The 23,083-nt window shown below is 68.8% G+C and carries 18 protein-coding genes and 2 pseudogenes; 13 read left to right on the top strand and 7 right to left on the bottom strand.

The window, feature by feature from the left end; genetic code table 11:
• Positions 1-4: 4 nt before the first annotated feature.
• Both IE325_RS24530 and IE325_RS24525 read left to right on the top strand, forming a co-directional pair.
• Positions 5-709: a response regulator transcription factor gene (locus IE325_RS24530; protein WP_190072186.1), complete on the top strand. Its 705-nt coding sequence runs from the start codon at positions 5-7 to the stop codon at positions 707-709.
• The gene (locus tag IE325_RS24525; protein ID WP_190072185.1) at positions 706-2,214 is read left to right on the top strand and encodes a sensor histidine kinase; all 1,509 of its coding nucleotides are present in this window, start codon (positions 706-708) and stop codon (positions 2,212-2,214) included. Before IE325_RS24530 ends, IE325_RS24525 begins: the two co-directional genes overlap by 4 nt.
• A 24-nt stretch (positions 2,215-2,238) precedes the next feature.
• Here the strand turns inward: IE325_RS24525 and IE325_RS24520 are convergent, their stop codons facing one another.
• From IE325_RS24520 to IE325_RS24510, 3 genes are all read right to left on the bottom strand, one after another.
• Positions 2,239-2,514, bottom strand: a complete 276-nt coding sequence (locus IE325_RS24520; RefSeq protein WP_190072184.1) for a hypothetical protein — start codon at positions 2,512-2,514, stop codon at positions 2,239-2,241.
• Entirely contained in the window at positions 2,515-3,147 is a 633-nt protein-coding gene (locus IE325_RS24515; RefSeq protein ID WP_190072183.1) for a hypothetical protein, read from the bottom strand.
• 144 nt (positions 3,148-3,291) lie between these two features.
• The gene (locus IE325_RS24510; protein WP_190072182.1) at positions 3,292-3,885 is read right to left on the bottom strand and encodes a TetR/AcrR family transcriptional regulator; all 594 of its coding nucleotides are present in this window, start codon (positions 3,883-3,885) and stop codon (positions 3,292-3,294) included.
• A gap of 109 nt (positions 3,886-3,994) precedes the next feature.
• Between IE325_RS24510 and IE325_RS24505 the strand changes: the two genes are divergently transcribed.
• The 3 genes from IE325_RS24505 to IE325_RS24495 all read left to right on the top strand — a co-directional run bounded on the left by IE325_RS24505 (position 3,995) and on the right by IE325_RS24495 (position 10,137).
• The gene (locus tag IE325_RS24505) at positions 3,995-5,038 is read left to right on the top strand and encodes an NAD(P)-dependent alcohol dehydrogenase (protein ID WP_190072181.1); all 1,044 of its coding nucleotides are present in this window, start codon (positions 3,995-3,997) and stop codon (positions 5,036-5,038) included.
• Positions 5,039-5,167: 129 nt separating this feature from the next.
• A complete protein-coding gene (locus tag IE325_RS24500; RefSeq protein ID WP_190072180.1) occupies positions 5,168-5,998 on the top strand; it encodes a hypothetical protein in 831 nt (276 codons plus the stop codon).
• A 2-nt stretch (positions 5,999-6,000) separates the two neighbouring features.
• Positions 6,001-10,137: a caspase family protein gene (locus IE325_RS24495; RefSeq protein ID WP_190072179.1), complete on the top strand. Its 4,137-nt coding sequence runs from the start codon at positions 6,001-6,003 to the stop codon at positions 10,135-10,137.
• Positions 10,138-10,256: 119 nt separating this feature from the next.
• On the opposite strand, the pseudogene IE325_RS46205 reads toward IE325_RS24495, so the two are convergent.
• Positions 10,257-10,328 (bottom strand): annotated as a pseudogene (locus IE325_RS46205) (hypothetical protein); the annotation flags it as partial.
• 103 nt (positions 10,329-10,431) lie between these two features.
• On the opposite strand from IE325_RS46205, the gene IE325_RS24490 reads away from it, so the two are divergent.
• The 6 genes and pseudogenes from IE325_RS24490 to IE325_RS24465 all read left to right on the top strand — a co-directional run bounded on the left by IE325_RS24490 (position 10,432) and on the right by IE325_RS24465 (position 17,080).
• The gene (locus IE325_RS24490; protein WP_190072178.1) at positions 10,432-10,593 is read left to right on the top strand and encodes a hypothetical protein; all 162 of its coding nucleotides are present in this window, start codon (positions 10,432-10,434) and stop codon (positions 10,591-10,593) included.
• Between the two features lie 192 nt (positions 10,594-10,785).
• A complete protein-coding gene (locus IE325_RS24485) occupies positions 10,786-11,265 on the top strand; it encodes a potassium channel family protein (RefSeq protein WP_190072177.1) in 480 nt (159 codons plus the stop codon).
• Positions 11,266-11,591: 326 nt separating this feature from the next.
• Positions 11,592-13,013 (top strand): DEAD/DEAH box helicase, encoded by a 1,422-nt coding sequence (locus IE325_RS24480; RefSeq protein ID WP_190072176.1) that lies wholly within the window; start codon positions 11,592-11,594, stop codon positions 13,011-13,013.
• Between the two features lie 120 nt (positions 13,014-13,133).
• Positions 13,134-13,376, top strand: coding sequence for a DUF5302 domain-containing protein (locus tag IE325_RS24475; protein ID WP_190072175.1), 243 nt, complete (start codon positions 13,134-13,136; stop codon positions 13,374-13,376).
• Positions 13,377-14,366: 990 nt separating this feature from the next.
• Positions 14,367-15,894: pseudogene (locus tag IE325_RS24470) on the top strand (ISL3 family transposase).
• A gap of 334 nt (positions 15,895-16,228) precedes the next feature.
• Positions 16,229-17,080: an acyl-CoA thioesterase gene (locus IE325_RS24465; protein ID WP_190072174.1), complete on the top strand. Its 852-nt coding sequence runs from the start codon at positions 16,229-16,231 to the stop codon at positions 17,078-17,080.
• A 216-nt stretch (positions 17,081-17,296) separates the two neighbouring features.
• Here the strand turns inward: IE325_RS24465 and IE325_RS24460 are convergent, their stop codons facing one another.
• Complete coding sequence (locus IE325_RS24460; RefSeq protein ID WP_190072173.1) at positions 17,297-17,860, bottom strand: GrpB family protein; 564 nt, start codon at positions 17,858-17,860, stop codon at positions 17,297-17,299.
• Between the two features lie 464 nt (positions 17,861-18,324).
• Between IE325_RS24460 and IE325_RS47240 the strand changes: the two genes are divergently transcribed.
• Positions 18,325-18,891, top strand: coding sequence for a WDGH domain-containing protein (locus tag IE325_RS47240; protein WP_444546209.1), 567 nt, complete (start codon positions 18,325-18,327; stop codon positions 18,889-18,891).
• A 358-nt stretch (positions 18,892-19,249) separates the two neighbouring features.
• Here the strand turns inward: IE325_RS47240 and IE325_RS24455 are convergent, their stop codons facing one another.
• Positions 19,250-21,139 (bottom strand): S9 family peptidase, encoded by a 1,890-nt coding sequence (locus IE325_RS24455; RefSeq protein ID WP_190072172.1) that lies wholly within the window; start codon positions 21,137-21,139, stop codon positions 19,250-19,252.
• Positions 21,140-21,700: 561 nt separating this feature from the next.
• On the opposite strand from IE325_RS24455, the gene IE325_RS24450 reads away from it, so the two are divergent.
• Positions 21,701-22,354 carry a GOLPH3/VPS74 family protein gene (locus IE325_RS24450; protein ID WP_190072171.1) on the top strand — a complete coding sequence of 218 codons (654 nt, stop codon included), beginning with the start codon at positions 21,701-21,703 and terminating at the stop codon, positions 22,352-22,354.
• Between the two features lie 324 nt (positions 22,355-22,678).
• On the opposite strand, the gene IE325_RS24445 is transcribed toward IE325_RS24450, so the two are convergent.
• The gene (locus tag IE325_RS24445; protein ID WP_190072170.1) at positions 22,679-22,993 is read right to left on the bottom strand and encodes a hypothetical protein; all 315 of its coding nucleotides are present in this window, start codon (positions 22,991-22,993) and stop codon (positions 22,679-22,681) included.
• Positions 22,994-23,083 lie beyond the last annotated feature (90 nt).

The following is a 23,083-nucleotide window of genomic DNA, read 5'->3' as shown; positions in this document are numbered from 1 at the left end:
TGCGATGACGACGACAGAACGACTGCTGCTGGTGGAGGACGAGCCCACGCTGCGTGAGCTGCTGTCCGCCAGTCTGCGGCTGGCCGGGTTCGAGGTGATCGCGGCCGAGTCGGGCGGGCAGGCCCTGGAGGCGGTCCGCGACCGGCGCCCCGACCTCATCGTCCTGGACGTGATGCTGCCCGACCTGGACGGCTTCGAGGTCGCACGCCGCCTGCGTGAACGCCCCTACGGCCCCGGGAACGCACATCCGCCGATCCTCTTCCTCACCGCCCGCGACGCCGCCGAGGACCGCATCAGCGGACTGCGGGCCGGCGGGGACGACTACGTCACCAAGCCCTTCAACCTGGAGGAACTCGTCCTGCGCATCCAGGCCGTACTGCGCCGCACCAGCGGCCGCCGACCCGACGGGCTCCTTGCCGTGGACGACCTGGAACTCGATCCCGACGGCCACCAGGTGACCCGGGGCGGCAAGCCGGTGCAGTTGTCCCCGACGGAGTTCAGCCTGCTGCGCGTGCTGATGGAGAACGCGGGGCACGTCCTGTCCAGGGAACAGCTCCTGGACCAGGTCTGGCACTACGACTTCGACGGTGACGACTCCATCGTCGCCTCCTACGTCAGCTATCTGCGCCGCAAGATCGACACCGGTGAGCCGAAGCTGATCCACACTGTGCGCGGCACCGGCTACGTCCTGCGCAGGCCCCGCCCATGAGCACCCCGGCCCGGCGCGGGCCGGTCGGCCGGCTGTCGTTGCGTGGGCGGGTCGTGGCGATCAGCCTGCTGCTGGTGGTCGCCGCCCTGCTGGGCAGCAACGCCCTGCTCGTCACGCTGCTGGAGCGGCAGCTGGTGCAGCAGTTGGACGCCCGCGTGCGCGCCGCCGCCACGGCAGCGGCGCGGCTGCCGGACCTGACGGACCTGCCGGGCGGGGCGGCACCGCGGGTGCGCGACGCCGTGGAGGGCGAGCTGACCGGCGATGTGTATGTCGCCCAGCTCGATGCCGAGGGCCATGCCCAGCGCACACTGCGCCGGCCCGAGGACAGCGCCCCCCGGCTTCCGGTCCTCGGCACCGATGCGGTCGCCGCCCGCGACCGGCGCCCCTTCCAGGTCCCGGCCGAGGCCGGCGACGACTGGCGCGTGACAGTCGCCCCGCTGAAACTCGCCGATGGCGCGGATACCGGCGGCAGTGTCGTCGTCGCCGGTTCGCTGGCGCCGGTCCATTCCACGATCCGGCACCTGGGCGTGTGGATGCTGGTGATCGATTCCCTGGTGCTCGTCCTTCTGGGCGTCATCGCCTGGTTCGCCGTACGGGCCGGGCTGCGGCCGCTGCGGCGCATCGAGACGACGGCAGCGGCCATCGCGTCCGGTGACCTGTCCAGCCGGGTCCCGCAGCCGGCCATCACCCGCACCGAACTGGGCCGTCTGTCCGCCGCGCTCAACGGCATGCTCGACCGGATCGAGGCCGGCGACGCGGCCGGCGCCGCCACCAACGAACGCATGCGCACCTTCATCGCGGACGCCAGCCACGAACTGCGTACCCCGTTGTTCGGGATCAAGGGCTTCACCGAGCTGTACCGCATGGGCGGCATGCCCCAACGTGCGGACATCGATTCCGCCATGAACCGCATCGAACGCGAAGCGGCCCGCCTCGTCAGCATCGTCGAGGACCTCCTGCTCCTCGCCCGTCTCGACGAGGAGGCCACCGCCGATGCCCGCCTGCCTCTTCGCCTCACCCCGATGGACCTGCGCACCCTGGCCGCCGACGCCCTGCACGACCTGCGGGCCCTGGCTCCCGAGCGTCCCGTCACCCTGACCGGCCCGTACGGCGGCCCGCCCGGCGGAGCCCCGGTGCTCGGTGACGAGGCGCGACTGCGCCAGGTGACCTCCAACCTCGTCGGCAACGCCATCGCCCACACCCCGCCCGGCACACCGGTGCGCATCGGCGTGGGCACGCTGGACGGCCGGGCCGTCCTGGAACTGTGCGACCAGGGACCGGGGATGACGGCGGATCAGGCCGCCCATGTCTTCGACCGCTTCTACCGCGCCGACGCCGCCCGCGGCCGCACCGCGACCGGTGGCGCCGGTCTGGGCCTGTCCATCGTCCAGTCCCTGGTCACCGCACACCACGGCCGGGTCGACCTCCGCACCGCCCCGGGCCAGGGCGCCACCTTCTGCATCCTGCTGCCCCTGCACGGCGACAGCTCCACCGGCGGTTCCTGAGGTCCTCCGGACGGAGCCGGTCCCCTAGGCGCCGCTGGGCACGAGCGCGGTGACCAGCGCGGTCACGAGGGGCGACAGCACGCTCAGCAGCGCGATCGGGTTCCTCAGGAACCGGGCGCTCACCTGGAGTTGCGCTTCCATGCGACTCCTCGCGGCGAGCCCGTCCTCGTCCACGAGACCTGAGGCGGGCAGGGGCAATGTCCGCTCGACGAGTGCCAACGCCTGTGCCCGCCAGGCGAGTACGAGGGGGAGCAGGATGGCCACCAGGACGGCGGTGAAGAAGGCGCCGTGTCCCAGCACCTACACCGGCGGGAAGTCGGCCGGTTCCGTGACGCCCGCCCCGATGACCGCCAGCCGCAAGGCACCCGTGTTGAAGGCGGAGGTCGACACGATCAGGGACAGCGCGAGTCCGCCGCGCTCGATCACCCGCCACACGGCGAGAAGGTCGGCCATGGCAGCGGCCAGGTCCGGAGGATCGGCCACGGCGTCAGGATCCGTGCCCTGCCCGGCCTCGTCCGTCCGCTCCCGCACCTGCTCCTGCGCGAGCCAGACCGAGAGGACCCAAGGAGCCCCGGCCCCGGCGCCGACCGCGGTGAGCAGGCTGATCAGCGCCGGGAAGTCATCGATCGGCACATGGCCCTGTCTGACCCCGCGGAGCATCGTGCTCGCGGCCACCATGAGCACGGCGTACGACACGAGCGAGGCCAGCCACCAGCGCCGCCCTCGCCGCCAGGAGGTGGGCAGTTCGCGAACCGCCTTGACGCCGCCGTCCAGGAGGGCGATCCAGACGGCGAAGGAGAAGGAGGCCATGACGGCCCACAGCCGGAAACCGCTGTCGGCGACGAAGGCGTCGTCGCGGGAGTTGAGCCGTCCGAACAGCACCAGACCGTGGAAGACCAGCGTCGCGAGCAGCACGAATACCATGGCGCGCACCGCCGGAGAACCCCACCATCCGCGCACATCGTCCCTGAACGCCACTGCCGCCCCCGAAGCGTTGCCGCCGACCCCGCCCGATTATGCGGACCGGGAACGCGCCGGTGAAGACAGCGGACCGCGTGGGAGGGAAGCAACCAGGGCCTAGTCCCGGTCCGCAGCAACGGCGCGCCGCACGCTCTCGCGGAGCAGCGTCCGACGCTGCTCGTGCAGTTCGGAGGGCTCCTGCGCGGTCGCCGCGTAGACATTGCTGACCGGTGACCAGGCCATGGACATGGCGATCACCATCGCCATCACGTCGAACGGGTCCCCGTCGCGGACCAGACCGTCGGCCTGGGCCTGGGCGATGGCGCGCAGCTTGTGGTCGTCGAGACGGTCGGGATCGTCGACCAGATGACCGGCCGGGCGTCGCTCCAGGCGCGCCCAGGTGGCGAGTCGGATCAGGTCGGGGCGGCGCAGATACTCGTCGTAGAGGCGTACGGCCCAGTCCGCGAGGTCGGTCGCGTCGATCGGGGCGACGTTCACGATCCGCTCCAGCGAGCCGAAGAAGATGGCGTCGAAGAGCCCCTCCTTGCTGCCGAAGTAGGAATAGAGCTGCGCCTTGTTCGTGCGTGCCGCGGCCACGATCCGCTCGACGCGCGCACCGGCGATCCCGTGCTCGGCGAACTCCTGGGTCGCCACATCGAGGATGCGTCGGTACGTCGCGGCGCCACGCGAGGTCAAGGGCTGATCGGCCATGGTCCGACGCTATCAGACAGAACAGTTGGTTTGCCTGTGCGGGGGTGGGTGTGCTTCTGTGGCCTGGATAGACCGAACGGTCTGTTTGGGAGTCTGAAAGGGAGGCGCTATGAGGAGCACCGTTGGCTGGCAGGTGGAGGGCTCGTCGTCGACGCTGCGGCGGACGCCGCTGATACGGCGCGATCTGCGCCCTGACGACCTCGCGGTCCGGGTCGACTACTGCGGGGTCTGCCACACCGATGTACACGCCGTCGGCGCCCGGCCCGGCGAGGGAGGACGGCCCCTGGTGCCGGGGCACGAGTTCACGGGCGTGGTGACCGAGACCGGACCCGCGGTCACCCGCTTCACCGTCGGCGACGCGGTCGCGGTCGGCAACATCGTCGACTCCTGCGGCGAGTGCGCCATGTGCCGGGCCGGCCAGGAGAACTTCTGTCACGCCTTCCCGACCCTGACGTACGACGGCACCGACCGGCACGACGGAACGCCCACGCTGGGCGGTTACTCCCGCGAGTACGTCGTACGCGACCGCTTCGCCCACCCGCTCCCCGCCGCCCTGGACCCGGCCGCCGCCGCACCCCTGCTCTGCGCCGGGATCACCGTCTGGGAACCCCTGAGCGCCCTCGGCGCCGGGCCGGGGACCCGTGTCGCCGTGGCGGGACTGGGCGGCCTGGGGCATCTCGCGGTCAAGATCGCCGTGGCGCTCGGCGCGGACACCTCGGTCGTCAGCCGCTCACCGGACAAGGCCGACGACGCGCGTCGGCTCGGCGCCCGCGATCTCATCGTCTCCACCGACCCGGAACAACTGGCCGACGCCCGCGACCGGTTCGACATCGTCATCGACACCATCTCCGCACCGCACGACCTCGGCCCCTACCTCCGCCTGGTCGCCATGGACGGCACGCTCAGCCACCTGGGGCACCTCGGACCCGTCACCGTGGACACCATCGATCTGCTCATCGGGCGCAAGAAGCTCAGCTCCGCGGGCAGCGGCGGCAGCCGCTCGACCGCCGCCATGCTCGACTTCTGCGCCGAGCACGGCATCACCGCCGACGTCGAAGTCCTCCCGTCGGCCCGGGTGAACGAGGCCCTCGACCGGCTCCGGCGCAACGACGTCCGCTACCGGTTCGTACTCGACCTGTCCGACCTGGACTGAACGGCGGGACTGGCCGAGGACGGGGGCTTGCCAGCGCGGCCGGTGGCGGAAAAACTACTGTCAGCGATCTGCGGGCATCCGGGGGGACATGTGGCGCGGGTGGTTGGAGTACATGGAATCGCCCAGCAAGTGAAGGGCGAGTCGGTGCTGCACCGCGAGTGGTTCGCACCGATGGCCGACGGGGTGCGGTTCGCCGGCGGACAGCTGGCTCCCGACGAGGTGCGCTGTGTGTCCTACGGGCAGTTCTTCCGCCCGCCGGGGCGGCTGCTGGGCCCCGGTCTTCCGCCGCTGACCGCCGCGGACGTCGGCGAGGGCCTCGACACGGAACTGCTGGGCCTGTGGTGGGCCGAGGCCGCCCGAGTGGACGATCAGGTCATCCCGCCGGACGCGCGGGCGCTGCTGCGGACTCCCGGCGCGGTGCAGGCGGCTTTGCGGGCGTTGTCGGGTTCGCGGTTCTTCGCGGGGCTGGCGCTGAGGGCGATGGTGTTCGACCTGCACCAGGTGCGCCGCTATCTGACCGAACCCGACCTGCGCGCCCGTATCCAGCGGCAGTTGGCGCAGGCCGTGGACGAGGACACCAGGGTGATCGTGGCGCATTCGCTGGGGACCGTGGTCGCCTACGAAGCGCTGTGCGCCAACCCCGACTGGCCGGTGCGGGCCTTGGTGACGATGGGATCCCCGCTCGGCATCTCCCACGTCGTCTTCCACAGACTGCGGCCCGCTCCCACCCCCACCGGCGACGGCGGCCCGCCGCGCGGACACTGGCCGGGAGCGGTGCGGCAGTGGACGAACATCGCCGACGGCGGGGACGTCGTCGCCCTGGTCAAGGACCTGCGGCCGTTGTTCGGCGCGGACGTGCAGGGGTTCCTGATCCACAACGGCGCCAAGGCCCACGACGTCGCCCCCTATCTGACCGCACCCCAGACCGGGGCGGCCATCCACGCGGGCCTGGTGGCCTGATCGTGGGGGCACGTCGTCTGCTGCTGGCCGGCGCGGTCACCCGCTACCCCCTGGCACCCGAACTGGACCGCCCCGAGCTGACCCAGGACGTCGAGCGGATGTGCACGCTGCTGCGCGACGACTTCGGCTACGCCCACCAGCCGGTGCTGCCCCCGGACCCCACCGGTGAGCAACTGCGGCACGCCCTGCGGGACTTCGCGGTCGACGGCGACCGTCGGGACGACGACTACGTGCTGCTCTACCTGGCCGGTCACGGGGACGTCGTCGACGGCGGCCAGCATGTGCTGCTGCCGTCCGACCACCGGCCCGGCGACCCGCTGGGCCGCGGCGTGAAGACCGTGTACCTCACCGAGTGGCTGCTCGAACAGACCCGGATCAAGCGGCTGATGGTCATCCTGGACTGCTGCTACGCCGGACAGGGCGGCAAGGATCTGGCCACGGCCGCCATCGGCGGCTGGGACGGTCAGGGCTCCCTGGTCGTCGTCACGTCCACGAGGCCACGGCAGGCGGCCCAGGCCGGCGTGTTCACCCAGGCGTTCGCCCGCGCGGTGCGCAACGAGGACCGAGCGGTCGGCGGCTTCACGGCCCCCGCCCTGTCGGTGCCCTCCCTCGTGGACCGGATCCGCCACGACGTCCAGGTCCCGGGATTCCAGACCCCCGTGCCCTTGCAGTACGGCGTGGCGCACGACCTGGAGTTCCTTCCCAACCCGCACTACCGCCCGAGTCTGGTCGATCTCGACGTCGAGACGCAGGAACGCCTCTACCGGCAGCAGCACGAGCATCTGGAGACCCGATTCCTGCCCGCCACCCAGTGGTTCACCGGCCGGCACCGGGCGCTACGACAACTCACCGGCTGGCTCGCCGACCCGTCCGACCGGCGCCTGCACGTCGTGACGGGCGACCCCGACTCGGGCAAGACCGCCGTACTCGGACTCCTCGCCGCGCTCAGCGACCCGGACCGCCGCCCCGGCGTGCCCCGCAGGGGGCTGCCCGAGCAACTGCCGCCGCCCAGAGCGATCGACGTCGCGGTGTACGCGGGCACCATGACCACGGTGGAGGTGCTCACCGCGATCGGAGCCGGTGCCGCGATCCGCATCGACCCCGGTCTGAACAGCTCCGAACAGCTGCGGCGACTGGTCACCGCGCTCCGCGACCGCCCCCGGGACGAGAAACCCCTGACCGTGCTCGTCGACGCCCTCGACGAGGCCGCCGAACCCCAGGCACTGGCCCAGCGCCTGGACCATCTCCTCCGCCTCCTGGGCAAGGACGACGGGGGACTACGGCTGCTCCTGGGCACCCGCAGACACCTCCTGGAACACCTGCACCCGTCGGCCGAGGTCATCGACCTGGACGACAGCACCCACGCCGACCTGGACAGCACACGCGCCTACGCCCGCACGGTGCTGCTGCAGTCCCATGCCGGCAGCCCCTACCGGCAGAGCCCCGAGGAGTTGCTGCTGGCGGTGGCCGAGGCCGTCGCCGCGGCCGCCGGTCCCTCGTTCCTGATCGCCCGGATCCTCGCGCAGTACCTGGCCGCCCGGGCCGAGCCCGCCGACCCGACCGACGAAGGATGGCGGCGCAGTCTGCCCCGCACCGCGGGTGACGCCATGAGCCGGGACCTGACCAGCCGCCTCGGCGACCAACTGGCCGCCCGGGCACGTGAACTGCTGCTGCCGCTCGCCTATGCGCAGGGCGCGGGCCTTCCCCGCGAGGAAGGCATCTGGGCCCGGCTCGTCGACGCCCTGCATCCCGGCCCGGGCATCACCGACGACAGCGAACTCACCTGGCTGCGCCGCCAGGCCGGTTCCTACTTCAAGGAGGCCAACGGCTCGCTGTACCGCCTGTTCCACCAATCCCTGGTGGAACACCTGCTGCAAGGGCGGGACGCCGCGGCGGACCAGGCCGCGATCGCCCGGACCCTCATCGACTGCGTTCCGCCGGCCGCACAGCACCGCCGGGGCTGGCCCTCCGCTCACACGTACATCCACACGCACCTGGCCGCCCACGCCGTCCAGGGACACCTGCTGGACATCCTGCTCGCCGACCCCGACTACCTGCTCACCGCGACCCGGGCGCCACTGCTCGCCATACTGCGGCACGCGGACAGCGACGAGGCCAAGGCCGCCGCCAACGCCTACCGCCGCGCCGCTCTCCATCTGTCCGACAACCCCGCCGCGGAACGCGCGTCCTACCTGGAACTGGCCGCCCACTGCAGCGGTACCCATCATCTGGCCAAGGCCATCGCGGCCCATCACCCGCACCGTCCCTGGTCCACCCGGTGGGCCCGCTGGCAGCCCATCCACCCCCACCTCACGCTCACCGGCCACACCGGCTTCGTGTACGCGCTGGCGATGGCCCGGCTGGAGGCCCGTCCGGTGGCCGTGTCCGCCGGCGGTGACGGTGTGGTGCAGGTGTGGGACCTGGACGTCGGCAGTCCGGTGGGTGCCCCTTTCACCGGCCACACCGGGGCGGTGTACGCGGTGGCCGTGGCCCGGTCGGAGGGCCACTCGGTGGTCGTCTCCGCGGGCGCCGACGGTGCGGTGCGGGTGTGGGACCTGGCCACCCGCGTTCCTCTCGGCGCCCCGTTCACCGGCTACGGCTGCGCGGTGTACGCGGTGGCGGTGGCCGAGTTGGAGGGCCGTACGGTGGTCGTCTCCGCCGGCGTTGACGGAGTGGTGTGGGTGTGGGACCTGGAGGCCGGCAGTCCGGTCGGCGCACCTTTCACCGACCACACCGGCTCCGTGTACGCGTTGGCGGTGGCCGAGTTGGACGGCCGTCCGGTGGTCGTCTCCGCGGGCACCGACGGTGCGGTGCGGGTATGGGACCTGGCCACCCGCGCCCTCATCGGCGACCCCTTCACCACCATCGGCGGCACGGTGAACGCCGTGACCGTGACACGGCTGGAGGACCGCGCGGTGGTCGTCTCCGTCGACGCCGTCGGCGTGGTGTGGGTGTGGGACCTCGCCACCCGAGCCCCGGTCGGTGAACCCTTCACCGGTCACCGGACCTGGGTACGAGCGCTGGCCGTGGCCCACTTGGACGGCCGTCCCGTGGTCGTCTCCGGCGACATCGCCGACCGGACCGCGTGGGTGTGGGACCTGGCCACCCGTGAACCCGTCGGCAAGCCCTTCACCGGCCACACGAGCGGCTTGCGAGCGCTTGCCGTGGCCGAACTGGACGGCCGTCCCGTGGTCGTCTCCGCCGGCGACGACCGGACCGTACGGATATGGGACCTGGACGCCAGCAACCCTGTCGACGACAGCTTCACCGGCTCCACCAGCGGCGTGCGAGCGGTGACGGTGGCCCGGATGAAGGGCCGCCCGGTGGTCGTGTCCGTCGACGCCGACCGGGTCCTACGTATCTGGGACGTGCACGCGGGCGACGTGGTCGAGGAGCCCGTCACCGGTCACAACGGCACGGCGCACGCGGTGGCGGTGGCCGAACTGCAGGACCGCGCGGTGGTCGTGTCGGGCGACGCCCGCGTGCGGGTGTGGGAGCTGGCCACGGGTGGACCGATCGGCATACCCGTCACCGCCCACAAGGGCGGGGTCCGAGCGCTCGCGGTGACCGAACTGGACGGCCGTCCCGTGGTAGTCACCGCAGGCCACGACCGGACCATTCAGGTGTGGGACCTGGCCACACGACAACCCGTCGGCAAGCCCGTCACCGCCCACAAGGGCGCGGTCCGAGCGCTCGCGACGACCGAACTGGACGGCCGTCCCGTCATCATGTCCACCGGCGACGACCTGACCCTGCACATATGGGACCTGACCGATCACCGTCCCGTCAGAACGCTCAGGCTCGTACGGGCCGACGGATCCGCATGGCGCCTGGTCCGCGTCTCCGCCGGACGCGGGGGATGGTGGCGCGGAAGGCTCCGCAACCTCCGACGCGCCGCACCCGACCACCGCCGACATGACAGCCAGGACACCGCCAGGGTGGTGGCATACCTCCCCGACTCCCGACGTGCCGTCGTCGGACACGGCCGTCTCATAGAGATCGAGGACTCCAAAGGCCGCCAGGTCATCGAGCTGGAGGCGGAGGTACTGGCACTGGCCGCGGCGGCCCACACGGTCGTCGCGGCGACCGAACTGGGCGTCATCGTGCTCGACGTTCCTGAATGCGAGTCCCGGGCATGAGGCCTGGTCAACCCTTTCGGCGCCCTGTCTCCTGATACCACCGGCCCCACGTGTCCAACTGCTCCCGTGACGGCGTCCAGGCTGTGCCCGACGTCGGTCAGTGTGCACTCGACCCGTGGCGGGACCTCCGGGTATACCGTCCGCCTCCCGCACCTCAGCTGACGGGTCAATATGCGCTGCGACGGATTCACAGCAACGGCATGTATCTCGGCGGAGTCGGTGGCTGGTCCTGGTCGTGATGTCGGGAAGCCTGCTGCTGTGCGGGTTCGACCTCACTGTGCTGCATGTCGCCGCATGGCGCTCGGCGGCTTCCTCACCTTCGGACTCGCCTCGGCGGCCCGCGCCTTGTCGACGTCGTCCGTGCAACTCGTCGCCGTTCGTGCGGCGATGATCATGGCTTCGGCGGTGGCCCGGAGAAGTGAGCGCGCCTGGGTCCTCCCGACCGAGGAACATTGAGCGCAGCAGCCGCGTACATGGCGGAGAGCGTGACGGCAGTGCTGTTGGCCACCCTCCAGGGGGTGCCGAAAGTCGTGGAAGCCACGCGGATGATCGCCGTCATCGGACGCCAGGGGCTGTTCGGGTTGGGGTTGGTACGGACGCGGCGCGTTCTGACGGGGCCGGATCGGGGCGTGGCGCAGGATGCGGGGCATGTTTCCCGGTTTCCTGACCCGGGTGGTCCGGCTGCTGCTGGGCCGCGAAGGGCGTTCACTGCATGTGAAGGCGGCCGGGGCTGCGACGGTCGTCCTGATGGCCGTGATGCTGGTGGGCTCTTACGTCGTCGTAGTCGCCGAGACCGGCGCGCCGCGGGCACAGCTGACCACGTACCCGAGGGCGTTGTGGTGGTCGGTGGAGACCGCGACGACAGTGGGGTACGGCGATTTCTACCCGGTGACGCTGTGGGGACGGCTGGTCGCTGTGGTGGTGATGGTCGTCGGGATCACCGCATACGGGCTGGTCACCGCAGCCCTGGCCACATGGTTCGTGGGACGGGACCAGGCGAGTCGGCACCATCGGGTGCACCAGGCGGAAAGAGCCGTGGAGCAGGAGTACACAGAGGTGGCTCACACGGTGCACGAGCGCTTCGATCGCTTGGAACGGATGCTGGAGGGCGGCGGCAGAGCCCGGTGAGGGCGCACCCGCCCACGGCGTCGCCGGTGACCTGTCGGTGCGTCCCTCACCTCGTCGTCCAGCCCGCGCCGGGAGCACGCCCGCCGCAGCGTGCCGCTTCCTGCGCCCTCTGGAAGAAGCCCGGCTTCCTCGGCGAGATCGCCGGCCCGGGAACGGTCGATGGGGGAGGGGCGATCGGTATCACGGCGCGATGTTGTGCCTTGTGGTAGCGTCACGCGTTTGCGTGGTCGTCGCGGTGGGCGGTTCTGCCTGTTCGGTTCCGTTTGAGCGTGGACTGTTCAACCTGCCGGGCCTTCCTCGGTACGTTCCCCTGCGGAAGGCTGTTCATGAAGCATCCCGACGACTCCGGCATCGCTCACGGCGGTCCCGTCAAGTCCGGAGCCACCACCCCGGCGCTGTCCCCGGACCCGGACCTCTCCTTCGCCGGCCTGCAATTGCCGGTGGAGGTGCTGCGGACACTGAGCGGGCTCGGGGTGCGCGAACTCTTTCCGATCCAGGCCGCCACACTGCCTGATGCCCTGGAAGGGCGCGACGTCCTGGGGCGCGGGCGCACCGGATCGGGCAAGACGCTCGCCTTCGGCCTGCCACTGCTGACACGTACCGCTGGGCGGCGCTCCGAACCGAAGCAGCCCCTCGCTCTGATCCTCGTGCCCACCCGCGAGCTGGCCCAACAGGTCACCGAGGCGCTGGCGCCGTACGCCGAGGCACTGCGGCTGCGGATGGCCACGGTCGTCGGCGGCATGTCGATCGGCCGGCAGGTCGCCGCGCTGCGCCAGGGGGCCGAGGTGGTCGTCGCCACCCCTGGACGCCTGCACGACCTGATCGAGCGCAACGCCTGCGGCCTGGGACGGGTGAGGATCACCGTGCTGGACGAGGCCGACCAGATGTGCGACTTGGGATTCCTGCCGCAGGTTGTCGACGCGCTCGACCAGGTGCACCCCGACGGTCAGCGGATGCTGTTCTCGGCCACTCTGGATCGCGACGTCGATCAGCTGGTCCGCCGCTACCTCCACGACCCCGTCGTCCACTCGGTCGACCCGTCCGCGGGCACGGTCTCGACGATGGACCACCACGTTCTGGTCGTCCACGGCCCCGACCGCTACGCCGTCACCACGGAAATCGCCGCCCGCGACGGCCGCGTACTGCTGTTCCTCGACACCAAGCACGCCGTCGACCAGCTCACCCGGCATCTGCGGGCCAGCGGGGTGCACGCCGGGGCCCTGCACAGCGGCAAGTCCCAGCCACAGCGCACACGGACCCTGGCACAGTTCAAGAACGGCCAGATCACCGTTCTGGTGGCGACCAACGTCGCGGCCCGTGGCCTGCACGTCGACGACCTCGACCTCGTGGTCAACGTCGACCCGCCCACCGACCCCAAGGACTATGTGCACCGGGCCGGCCGCACCGCTCGCGCCGGTGAGTCCGGCAGCGTGGTCACGCTCGTGCTGTCGGGCCAGCGCCGCGAGACGAGCCGCATGATGGCCGAGGCCGGCATCGAGCCGACCGTCACCAAGGTGCGCTCGGGCGAGGCGGAGCTGAGCCGGATCACCGGCGCCAAGGCTCCCTCCGGCACCCCGCTCGATGGCGGGCCCGCCGTCCCCCGACCCAAGAACAGCAACGCCCCCTTCCGCGGCATCGGCACCAGCAAGGACACCTCCCGCGGCGCCGGCGGCAAGTCCCGAAAGGCCGGCGAGGCCCGCAAGCTCGCCGAGGCCCGCAAGGCCGCCCGGATGCGTCGCAGCGGCTGAGAGCCGTTGCCCTGGCAGTGAATTCCCCGAATCGGAGCTCGATGATGTTGCCGGTGCCCAGCACTGCGCCCGGCATGACAAGCTGTGCTTGCCCGCCCCCCCCGAACCCAGGAGGTCACCATGACCGCAGAGCCCGTATCTACGGAAGGTTCGGAGCCCGCTGCCCCCGAGACGTCCTCTCTGGCGCCGGACAGCGACGGAAACTACGACCTCAAGCGCAAGTTCCGCGAAGCCCTGGCGCGCAAGCGCGCTGCGCAGGCGGACGCCGCTGATACTGCCGCCAACCCCAATGCGTCGAAGGTGCGTGCGGCGCACGGCCCGGCTGCGAGCCAGCGGTCGTTCAGGCGCAAGAGCGGCGGCTGACTCGATCAGGCCCGGGATCCGGCCGCTTCGCCGGCACTCTGAGCGCTACCCACTCGCGCGCCCCGTGCAGTGGCCCGCAACGCGCATACCTCTGCGCGTTGCGGGTGAGGCGTAGCCGAGGGCTCTCGCCTGTGCGAAACACTGCGCTCCTGGAGATCGTCAGCGTCGAGGTTCAGCAGGTCCAGGCACACGGGGCACTGTGCGACACGCTGGACATGGAGGCGCCCAGGTGGCGAATTCCCAGCCGGGCGCCCACTTCGAGCTTGCCTAGAAGAAGCCCAGCTTCCTCGGCGAGTACGACACCAGCAGGTTCTTGGTCTCTTGGCGGTACACGAGTAGTCCCCTCGCTGACCTGCGGTGACGGTGCGGTGCTGGTGGACGGGTGAGAACGTGGTCCGCGGATGGTCCGGATCTTGGTCTCGGACGAGTGACGCGGGCTAGCCTTCGGCCTTCTCCATAGGCGTCGTTGACAGAGACACCTGCCGCTGGCCGTCTGGCTTCGAAAGGGGCGTAGCAAAGGCATCGTTCGTTCCATTAGTGGGCCTCCGGACTTCGCCAGCGGCCGAAGAGCATTGAGGAGGCGAACCCCGCCGTTAGACGAGCAGCGGACTCATAATCCGTCGGCCGTGGGTTCGAGTCCCCCCCCGCCCCACCAGCGCTCATCCATGCAGAAACGTTCTGACCTGCGGAAACGCGGCTGGGAGGAGTGTTTTGTGTGAGGCGGTTGCTTGGAATCGGTGTGGCGAACGGGCGTCTTTGCACGTCTCACGTCGGCTCTGAACCCTTGTGACCTGGGCTTTAGGGGTGGGATCGGTGGTGTGGCGGTCCCACGTGCCGTCCACCGACCGCAGCCGCCCATGGGCGGCTTCCAACTACCAACACGCTCGGGCCGGCTGCGCCATGGTTTGCCGGTGCGGGTCTGTCAAACGTTCGGCTCTGGCCCGTAGTCGGTGGTGACGCCGGGTAGTCATCCTTGATCATGATCTTGTGATGGATGTCAACTCCCTTGTCAGCACGGTGTTTTCCGGGCTGTCGGTGCTGGTCGTCGTGGACGTGGCGGACGGTGGTGACGCGGTGGTAGTCACGGCTCGCACTCGGGATGCGGCGGTGCCGTGTCCCGCGTGCCGGACACTGACGGCGAAGGTGCACGGGTATCACCGCCGGACGGTGACGGACGTGCCGGTCGACGGCCGCCAGGTCGTCGTCCACCTGCGCGTACGGCGGCTGGTCTGTCCGGTCCTGGGCTGCCGACGGCAGACCTTCCGCGAGCAGATTCCCGGACGGCTCGAGCGCCATCAGCGCCGCACGGTGCGGCTTGCCCGGCAGATATCCCAGGTGGCGCGGGAGTTGTGCGGCCGGGCAGCCGCACGCCTCGCCGGTCTGCTGGCCGTCCCCGTTTCCCGCAGTACCGCACTGCGCTATCTGCGACGCCTGCAACTGCCGCAGCAGGCGGTCCCACGAGTGGTCGGCGTGGACGATTTCGCCGTACGCCGCCGCCACCGCTACGCCACGATCGTCACGGATGCCGAGACCGGCCGACGCGTCGGGGTCCTGCCCGACCGCGAGAGGGCCACCCTGGAGTCCTGGCTGCGCGAACACCCTGGTGTCGAGATCGTGTGCCGCGACGGCTCGGCCACCTACGCCGAGGCCATCCGCCGCGCCCTGCCCCACGCGATACAGGTCAGCGACCGATGGCACCTCTGGAGAAACCTCTGCGACAAAGTCCAGCTCGAGGTCCGCGCGCACACCGGCTGTTGGGCCACCATCAACCCGCCACGCCCCGGTGGAGTACACGAGCAGACCACCCGCGAACGCTGGAACAAGATCCACGACCTCCTCGGCCAGGGCGTCGGCCTGCTCGACTGCTCCCGCCGCTTGGACCTGGCCCTGAACACCGTCAAACGCTACGCCCGCATGCCCGAGCCCCAAGCCCTGCGCATCACTCCCACTACCGGCCCACCCTCGTAGCCCCCTACCGCGACCATCTGCGCGCCCGCCGCGCGGACGAACCGGCAGTTCCTGTCACCCACCTCCTCGAAGAGATCCGGGAGTTGGGCTACACCGGCAGCGCGAACCTCCTAGTCCGCTACCTCAATCAGGGCCGTGCCGAATGCGACCGCCCTGTCACCACCCCACGTCACGCCGTCTCCTCCTCACCAACCCCGAAAACCTGCGCCCGAAGGAAACGACCCTGCTGGAGAAGATCGCCGCGGCCTGCCCGGAGATGACCGCACTCGCCGATCTCGTAGGCGGCTTCGCCGCCCTGCTGAAACCGATCGAGGGCAACGACGTGAAACTCGCCAAGTGGATCACGGCCGCCCGTGCCGTCGACCTACCCCACCTGCGCAGCTTCGCCAACGGCCTCGAAATCGACCGGCCCGCCGGGAACGCCGGCCTCACCTTGCCTTACCACAACGGCCGCACCGAAGGCGTCAACATCCGCACCAAGAGGATCATGAGGCAAATGCACGGACGCGCCGGATTCGACCTCCTCCGCCACCGTATCCTCCTGCCCTGACGGACACCCGGCGTCACCACCGACTACGGGCCAGAGCCGAACGTCTTACAGTCCCCTCGACCACGCCGCACAGGTTAAAGATCAAGCTAGTTGCTGCCACTATCGAAGAAGTACCAGCTCAGACAACGATTTCTGACTGGAGTACTGGGACATGGAGATGAGCATGTTTGGAGGCGCGCCGGCCGAGCTTGGCGGAGCTGGTGGCGCGTCGGCAAAGGCAAGGTCGTCGGTGCTGCGGACAGTCGGGGTGCGGCCTGGAACAACTGGACCTGGTCGCGTGGTATGCCCTGTCCGCCTTGGTGGCGAAGTTGACGCTGCTCTAAGGTCATCCTGCATGAACACTCCTGACGGTCAGAGGCTCGGTTTCCAGATCGATGTCCGGGTGCGGCAGGCCGATCTTGGTCGAAATGGCTCGGCAAGCACAATCGGCATGGCCCGCTGGCTGGAAGACGCCCGGATCCGGCTGCGGCTGCACCGCTTCGAACGCCTCATCGGCAAGGGTGGTTTCGGGCCGTACCAGATTCTGCTCGTCGGCCAACGGGTCAACCGGCTTGCTCTGGTCGGCCCGACTGGTACCCACGTGCAAGTGCACACCGGCGTTTGCCGGATCGGGCGCTCCTCATTCACCTTTGAGCAGGTGATCATGGTCGACGGAAAGTACGTGGGCAGGGGTGACGCCATCGTCGTGCTGGCCGACAACTCGGGGCCGCTCCAGCTTCCGGACGAACTGATCGCCGATCTCGACGAGATGCGGCTACCAGAGACAGGAACGTCGGCAGCTGGCCGTCCACGCCCTGAGCGCCTGCAACGTGCCCACTACTCGCACTGGGCCACGCTGCGTTCCCGGATCGGTGACGTCGACTCCAACGAGCACGTCAACTTCATCGCATTGGCCACTTGGTACGACGAGGCCGTCGCCACCTTCACCTCGCACGCGATTGGGACGCGTGGTGCGGGCTTGGTGCCAGATCTGCCCCCTTCGTCCTACCAGATTCAGTATCTCGGTGAGGTGACCTACCCGGGCGACTACGAGATCGGGCTCACGGTCCGCTCCGTCGACACCGACTCTGTGCACTACGAACTCGGTATCTTCCACGACAGCACCTGTCTGAGCGTGGCCGACGCCACCGGCCCACGCGGCGAACTGACCTCCGAAGCTCTGAAAGCGGCCCCGACGGCAGACTGACCACAGTTCTCTCGGGGACAGGCCCAGGTACATACCGGCATAGCGGCACCACTGGGCCCGATCCGCGGCTGCGGAGGAATGCCCTGATTCGGGGTGCAACCTCAGTAGGTCCCTGCGACGGTGGCAGTTCGTGACTCATGACTGTTCTGCGCCGATGACGTAGGCGTCGCCAGGCGAACAGATTCGCAGATCACAAACCCGTGACACCATCGCGCGTCATTGGCGAGCTGCCCTGGCTCGAGTCTTGATTGCGAGGATGACGTCGTTCTTGGCGTCGGCGTAGTCGTTCATGTCGTTCCACTGCTGGCTGAGCAGAGCTCGTTTGACGCTCTCGTACAGGGCGCGATCGTCTGCATTGGTGCGCAAGTGGTCACGGAAGAGAAGGTACTCCTGTACCGCTGCGTCCCCTCGTTCATATACGTGCACGTGAACCTCGCGAGTCGGCGTACGCACGAGCCGATGTCCTGGCTCGCGAACCCGCAGTTCGTAACCTGCAGCCAACAGCCCGTCGAGGTAGTCCTCTTCTGCTGTGATGTCGGCCACCGCGACGACGATGTCGACAATCGGTTTGGCGGCAAGGCCTGGAACCGAAGTCGATCCAATGTGCTCGATGTCGACGTCCACTGCCGCCAACGCGTCAAGGATCCGACGCCGGTGATGCAGGTAGACCTCCGCCCACCGGGCGTCATAGGTGCCAAGGCCGACCTTGAGCGCTTCTGGACCACCGATGATCTCGACCGTCGTGACGTCAGGCCGACGAGGCTTGCTGCTGTTCATCACCAACACATCCTTTATGTCTTGCGCCGGTTCACCACCTCGCTCGACAGGTCTGCGGTTGGCGGCTTCGTTGAGCCTCGTTGTCGTCACGCGGGGCTCGGCGGATCGGGACCCGCGTCGCGCCGAGAGTGGCGACGCCTTCCTGCTCGACCTGGAAAGGGGTCGACTCTACCGTGCGGCGCGACACGATCGGCCCAGGCACAGTTGTCCTTGCTCAGCGGCATGGATTGCGGCGCGCGACCAACAGGATCCTGAGGCGGGCCCGCCGGGGCTAACGATGTCGGTGTCCCTGCTGTGAGTGCAGTACACAAGACCCGATCTGCGAGCGGACCCTGAGTCTGCCGCCACTATCCCGGGTCCTCACTCGGGCGGCTCTCGGCAGACAACGCTTGCAACGAAGTCCGGCCTGAGTTACGTTTTTGGGCTGACCATTTCAGCCCGGTCAGGCGGGCGAGGTACCCGGCAAAATGGGCAAGACCCGCCGCGTGTCAGCGGCGAAGCCCGCGCTGCGGGCTCTACGCAATCTGGGGCCAGGAATGACCGACACCGGCAGCGTCTCCGACGGGTTCCACACCTTCGACGAGCTGTACGAATTCAGGCTGCTCTACCACGCACACGCAGTCCGGGCGTGGCTGGCCGCCAGGTATCCCGTTGTCCGCTCATGGAAGCATCACGACGGTGCGCCATGCTTCGGGGGCGGCTGGTTCATAGTTGTGGCCCAGCTCCCCACGGGGCAGGTCAGCAATCACTACCGAGCCAGTAGCTGGTCGTTGTTCGGTGACGTGCCCGAGGTAGAGACGGCGCCCGTGTGGGACGGGCACAGCACCACCGACGTAGCTCGCCGGCTGCGCACCCTCCTCAAGGAGGATGGATCTACGAGCGTGGCGAGTCGCCCTCGACCGAGGGCGGCGCCGTCTTCGCCCACTTCGGGCACAGCGGAGCCCAGGAATCCGTCGGTGGCTGAGACGATCACGGCCCGGGGCTCGTCGGTCGCCCGGCCGGGCTCCGGGGTCTTGCGCAGCCGCGACACATAGGTGCGCAGCACGGGCACGATCGCCGTCGGAGAGTCCTCGCCCCATAAAGCAGTGCAGCCAGTACCACACGCTGCTGAGGCGAGCCGAGGGTCAGTTCCTCCTCGTCACGCCGTACCCGGAGCGGCCCCAGCTCGGCGAAGCGCAGGGAGACTTCGGTAGCTTTTCCACATCTTGAATATGGCGGCGCGAGCTCCGTTCCGGTTTGCCGTGTCTCCCTCAGGCGCTCGCGCCTCGTGCTTCCCCGCCGCCGCTGGGCCGAGCATCAGATGATGGTGGCCGGGGAGACTGAGGCCTCCGGGCTGCGGGTCCACGCGGATTTCCTTGCGCCGACCGCTGACCGCCGCGGCCAGGACGGCGGCTACGTCTCGTCCCGGTCGTGTCCGAGATGCTCGTCCAAGAAACGCTCCACGGCGCGGTACACGGCGATCAAGTTCTCCGGGTTCTCGATGGAGTGCCCTTCGTCCGCCATGAGTATGTACTCGACGGGGACCCCACGTGCCCGGAGAGCCTGGACCATGTTGTCGGATTCTGCCTGCGCTACCCGGGCGTCGTTGGCGCCCTGGGCGATGAGTAGCGGTGTACGGACCTGGTCGACCTGGCTGATCGGTGAGCGGGCCAGCATGTCGGCCTCCTGCTGCGGATCCGCGGGGTCGCCGACCCAGCGGAACCAGTTGGCGGCAAGGGCCGGACGGACGAATTCCGGCTGGTTGCGCAGGAAGTTGGCGAGGTCAGAGACCCCGAAGATGTCCACCGCGGCGGCGAAGACATCGGGCGTGAAGGTGACTCCGACCAGTGCCGCATAGCCACCGTAGGAGCCGCCCAAGATCGCCACCCGGTCCGGGTCCGCGTATCCCTGCTGGATGGCCCAGTTCACACCGTCGATCAGGTCGTCGTGCATTTTGCCGGCCAACTCCCCGATGCCGGCCTTCATGAACGACTTGCCGTACCCCGTGGAGCTGCGGAAGTTCACCTGAAGCACCGCGTAGCCCCGGTTGGCCAGCAGTTGGACGAGAGGGTTGAACCCCCAGCTGTCTCGGTCCCAGGGACCGCCGTGCACAAGCAGGACCAGCGGCAGCCGGTGCGGCTCTGTCCCGATTGGCAGTGTCAGGTGAGAGGGGAGCGCGAGACCGTCCCGAGCGGTGATCGTCACCGGTGTCATCGGTGCCAGCTGCTCGGGATCCAGGTGGCCAAGGGGCCGGAACAGTGCGCGACTCTCGCCCGAGGAGTGGTCGTAGAAGTATGTGGCCCCGGGATCGCGGTCATGGGTGAAGCTGACGACCCACCGCTGCTCGCTCTCGTCGGACGAGATGTGGGCCAGGTCGCCATCGGACAGATTCCTCAGGTTCTCCAAGACCTCGGCGAAGTGCGGGTCCAGTGCGTTGATCACCAGTCGTTCCCCGAGGTAGCGAACTCCGATGAGCTCGCCGGTACGTCGGCTGAAGATGAGCGGCGAGGGCAGTGCGGGAAAGACACGGGCTCGTGTGTCCAGGTCGTACTGCGGGTGGGAGTCGACCTCCGTCTCCTCGCCGGTTTCTGCATCCAACCGGGCCAGGCGGAGTCTGTCCGAGCCCCGGTTCGAACCGAAGAGAACGCCGGCGTCGGCGGTAACTTCCAGCGGATAGACGCCCAGCGGATAGTCCGCACCGTCGAACTGCGCGATGTGGCGCAACGTCTGCGTGGCCTCGTTCCAGCGCGAGAGGTTGAGGTCGCCCTGTTCGGTGACGTCGCTGGTGAAGGGGTCTCCGCTGCCGCCATAGAAAAAGGTGGTGGCAGCGCCTCCGGTGTTCTCCGCGAGGGTCCGCATGTCACCGGTGGCGATGTCCAGCTCGAAGAGGTCGAACGCGGCGGGGTTCCGGCTGTTCGAGGAGAACACCGCCTTCCCCGGCCGCGCGGCGGGCAGCTTCAGATCCACGATGCGTGCGCCGGGGAAAGGGGTCAGGTCAGTAGCCCCTGCGTCCGGGTCTTCGAGATCGACGCGGTACAGGTGCCGGTTCTCGTCGCCCCCCTGGTCCCGGGTATAGAGCAGCCACCTCGGATCGTCGGTCCAGTGATAGCTCAGCAGGTTGCGGTCCTCGGAGGTGACTCGCCGCGCGTCCCCGGGCGCGTCGACACTCTCGATCCACAGGTTCAGGTGGTTCCCCCAAGGAGCCAGGTACGCGATCTTGGTGCCGTCCGGCGAGAGGGAGGCCCTCGAACGGACAGGAGGGGCAAAGAACTCCTCGACGCTGATCGGCTTCGGCAGTGCCATGTGGGTCCTTCCTGTGGCTGTCCCCGGACAGCGAGTGATGAGGCCCTGATGATGGTCGGCAAGGGCTCTGGGTGGGTTCGCAGCCTGGAGCCGGTCACCATTCAGCGATCGAAGGCTGTCACTTAATGACGGTGTCACTAAGTGACAGTGATGGCAAGTGCGTCGCATGTCAGCCGCCGTGGACCGTCGATTACAGCCTCACCTCCCCTGGATGACCGCTCGACCAGCAGTGAACTCGTGGCGCAGGTCACATGCGCGAGGGGTGGGCAATGCTGTCACTAAGCGTCACTATTACAGTTAGTGACACAATGGTGGGTCACGCAAGATGGACTTCGGGAGAGTTGACAGCCATGAAGATCACGAGCTTCCTGCTGTGAGTCGGGGGACCGTGGTGCGGATTCATGGCGCCTTCGAGCGGCTGGAGTCCCGTCGAGTCAGGAAAAGCGCTACGCCGACAGGTCGACGGCCGGGGCCGGCGATCCCGATATGCCGTCAACGACCCTTGTAGATCGCGCCATGTAGTAGGAACTGGTCCTGTTGTCACGTATTCAAGGAGTTCACATGGATCTCACGCTTCCGCAGCAGATCTACCTGTGTGCCTACGCCTTCAAGAAGAACAAGTTTCCGGCTACTCTTCTGCAGTTCCGCGGGCAGCGGCTGCGCGCTGCCGCCCTGGTCGAGCTATTCCTTGCGGGACAGGCTGAGACCGACGGGCACCGGGTTCGCGTACTTGGGGACCATTCACCGGCGGATCCGTTTCTTGCCTCTGTGTGGGAAGAGCTGCACGCGAGGCCGAGAAAGTGGATGGCACTGGTGCACAACACCGCACACAAGGCGGAGAAACCGGTCGAAAACCAGCTGACGGCTGCTGGGATTATCGAAAAGAAGACCGGCCCCACCTTGAGCCTGCTTGGAGGGAGCAAAGTTGTCTTGCGGCGGGAAGAGGAGGCCCGAGCTGTGCAGCAAGCGTTGCGCACGCGCGTCACCACCACTCCCGACCCGTCCACTCTGCCCCTGGCGCAAGTGGCACTGCCGGTGATCGCCCTGGAGAGCGACGCGACCATGGGGGTCGTCCTGAATCGTTCCGAGCGCCGCAAACACAAGGATACGCTTGAGGAATTCGCCAGGAATTTTGATCGAAAAATACCGGGCCTGCGCAAAGCCCTGTCAAACTCGGTGCTTTCCAGTCGGTCTGTCGGCGGCGGATGGAGCTGAGCAGGACGAACCTAAGAATGCGCACGTCCGCAGGATGCGAGCCTAAGTAAAATCGAGCGACATCAAGGCCGGTGCTGGAGACTCTGGTTGCCGCGTTCGCCGCATGGTGGCTGATGGAGCCAAGTGCCGAGCTCACGTCCATCCCGTAGCTCCTGCTGATCACCGACGGCGTTACAGTCGTTGTGACGAGCGGCGACGGAGAAAAAACCGCGCCACGGCAAGGCAAACACCGCAAGGGAACGCCGCCGCACCTGGACAGCGTCCCGTACACCCCACAAATACCGTCCGCGACCGGTGAATTCGCCACCGGTGACCGGCAATCCATCACGCCGCAGCGAGCTTTCCTGGCCGTCTGGCCGACGTCACCGGAACCGCAACCGTCCATCTCGTACTCCCGGCGGGCCTTGCGCGCGGCGGTGGTGTGGCCCACTCGGCGTCGTCCAGCTCGGTCACGCGGAGGAACTCGGCGAACTTGCCCGGCGTATCGAGGGTGACGACTGCCGTGGCAGATGTGGCCTGGTGGTCGGCCGCGCTGTCGTCGGGCATGAGGTCGACCACAGCGGTGCGCACGGCGCCACGGCTGATGCCGTGCTCGCGGGCCTGGGTAGCCGTGGCCGGCCTTCGAGGTACGCGGCGCACGTCGGCGATGGTCCTGCCCGGACAGCCGATCGTGACCACCGCCGTTGCCCTTGGCCTCGGCGACCCGCAGCCCGTCGTAGGTCGCTTCCC

The organism is Streptomyces lanatus (assembly GCF_014655715.1).
GTDB classification, from domain to species: Bacteria; Actinomycetota; Actinomycetes; order Streptomycetales; family Streptomycetaceae; genus Streptomyces; species Streptomyces lanatus.
Note: the sequence above shows the minus strand (reverse complement) of the source record. Positions and strands in the feature narration are given on the sequence as shown.

Bases quoted from the DNA above. Each gene is read 5' to 3' on its own strand.
- IE325_RS24505 (WP_190072181.1), top strand. From the start codon at position 3,995: ATGAGGAGCACCGTTGGCTGGCAGGTGGAGGGCTCGTCGTCGACGCTG.
- IE325_RS24530 (WP_190072186.1), top strand. From the start codon at position 5: ATGACGACGACAGAACGACTGCTGCTGGTGGAGGACGAGCCCACGCTG.
- IE325_RS24525 (WP_190072185.1), top strand. From the start codon at position 706: ATGAGCACCCCGGCCCGGCGCGGGCCGGTCGGCCGGCTGTCGTTGCGT.
- IE325_RS24510 (WP_190072182.1), bottom strand. From the start codon at position 3,885: ATGGCCGATCAGCCCTTGACCTCGCGTGGCGCCGCGACGTACCGACGC.
- IE325_RS24480 (WP_190072176.1), top strand. From the start codon at position 11,592: ATGAAGCATCCCGACGACTCCGGCATCGCTCACGGCGGTCCCGTCAAG.
- IE325_RS24455 (WP_190072172.1), bottom strand. From the start codon at position 21,139: ATGGCACTGCCGAAGCCGATCAGCGTCGAGGAGTTCTTTGCCCCTCCT.
- IE325_RS24465 (WP_190072174.1), top strand. From the start codon at position 16,229: ATGAACACTCCTGACGGTCAGAGGCTCGGTTTCCAGATCGATGTCCGG.
- IE325_RS24485 (WP_190072177.1), top strand. From the start codon at position 10,786: ATGTTTCCCGGTTTCCTGACCCGGGTGGTCCGGCTGCTGCTGGGCCGC.
- IE325_RS24475 (WP_190072175.1), top strand. From the start codon at position 13,134: ATGACCGCAGAGCCCGTATCTACGGAAGGTTCGGAGCCCGCTGCCCCC.
- IE325_RS47240 (WP_444546209.1), top strand. From the start codon at position 18,325: ATGGGCAAGACCCGCCGCGTGTCAGCGGCGAAGCCCGCGCTGCGGGCT.
- IE325_RS24450 (WP_190072171.1), top strand. From the start codon at position 21,701: ATGGATCTCACGCTTCCGCAGCAGATCTACCTGTGTGCCTACGCCTTC.
- IE325_RS24490 (WP_190072178.1), top strand. From the start codon at position 10,432: ATGGCGCTCGGCGGCTTCCTCACCTTCGGACTCGCCTCGGCGGCCCGC.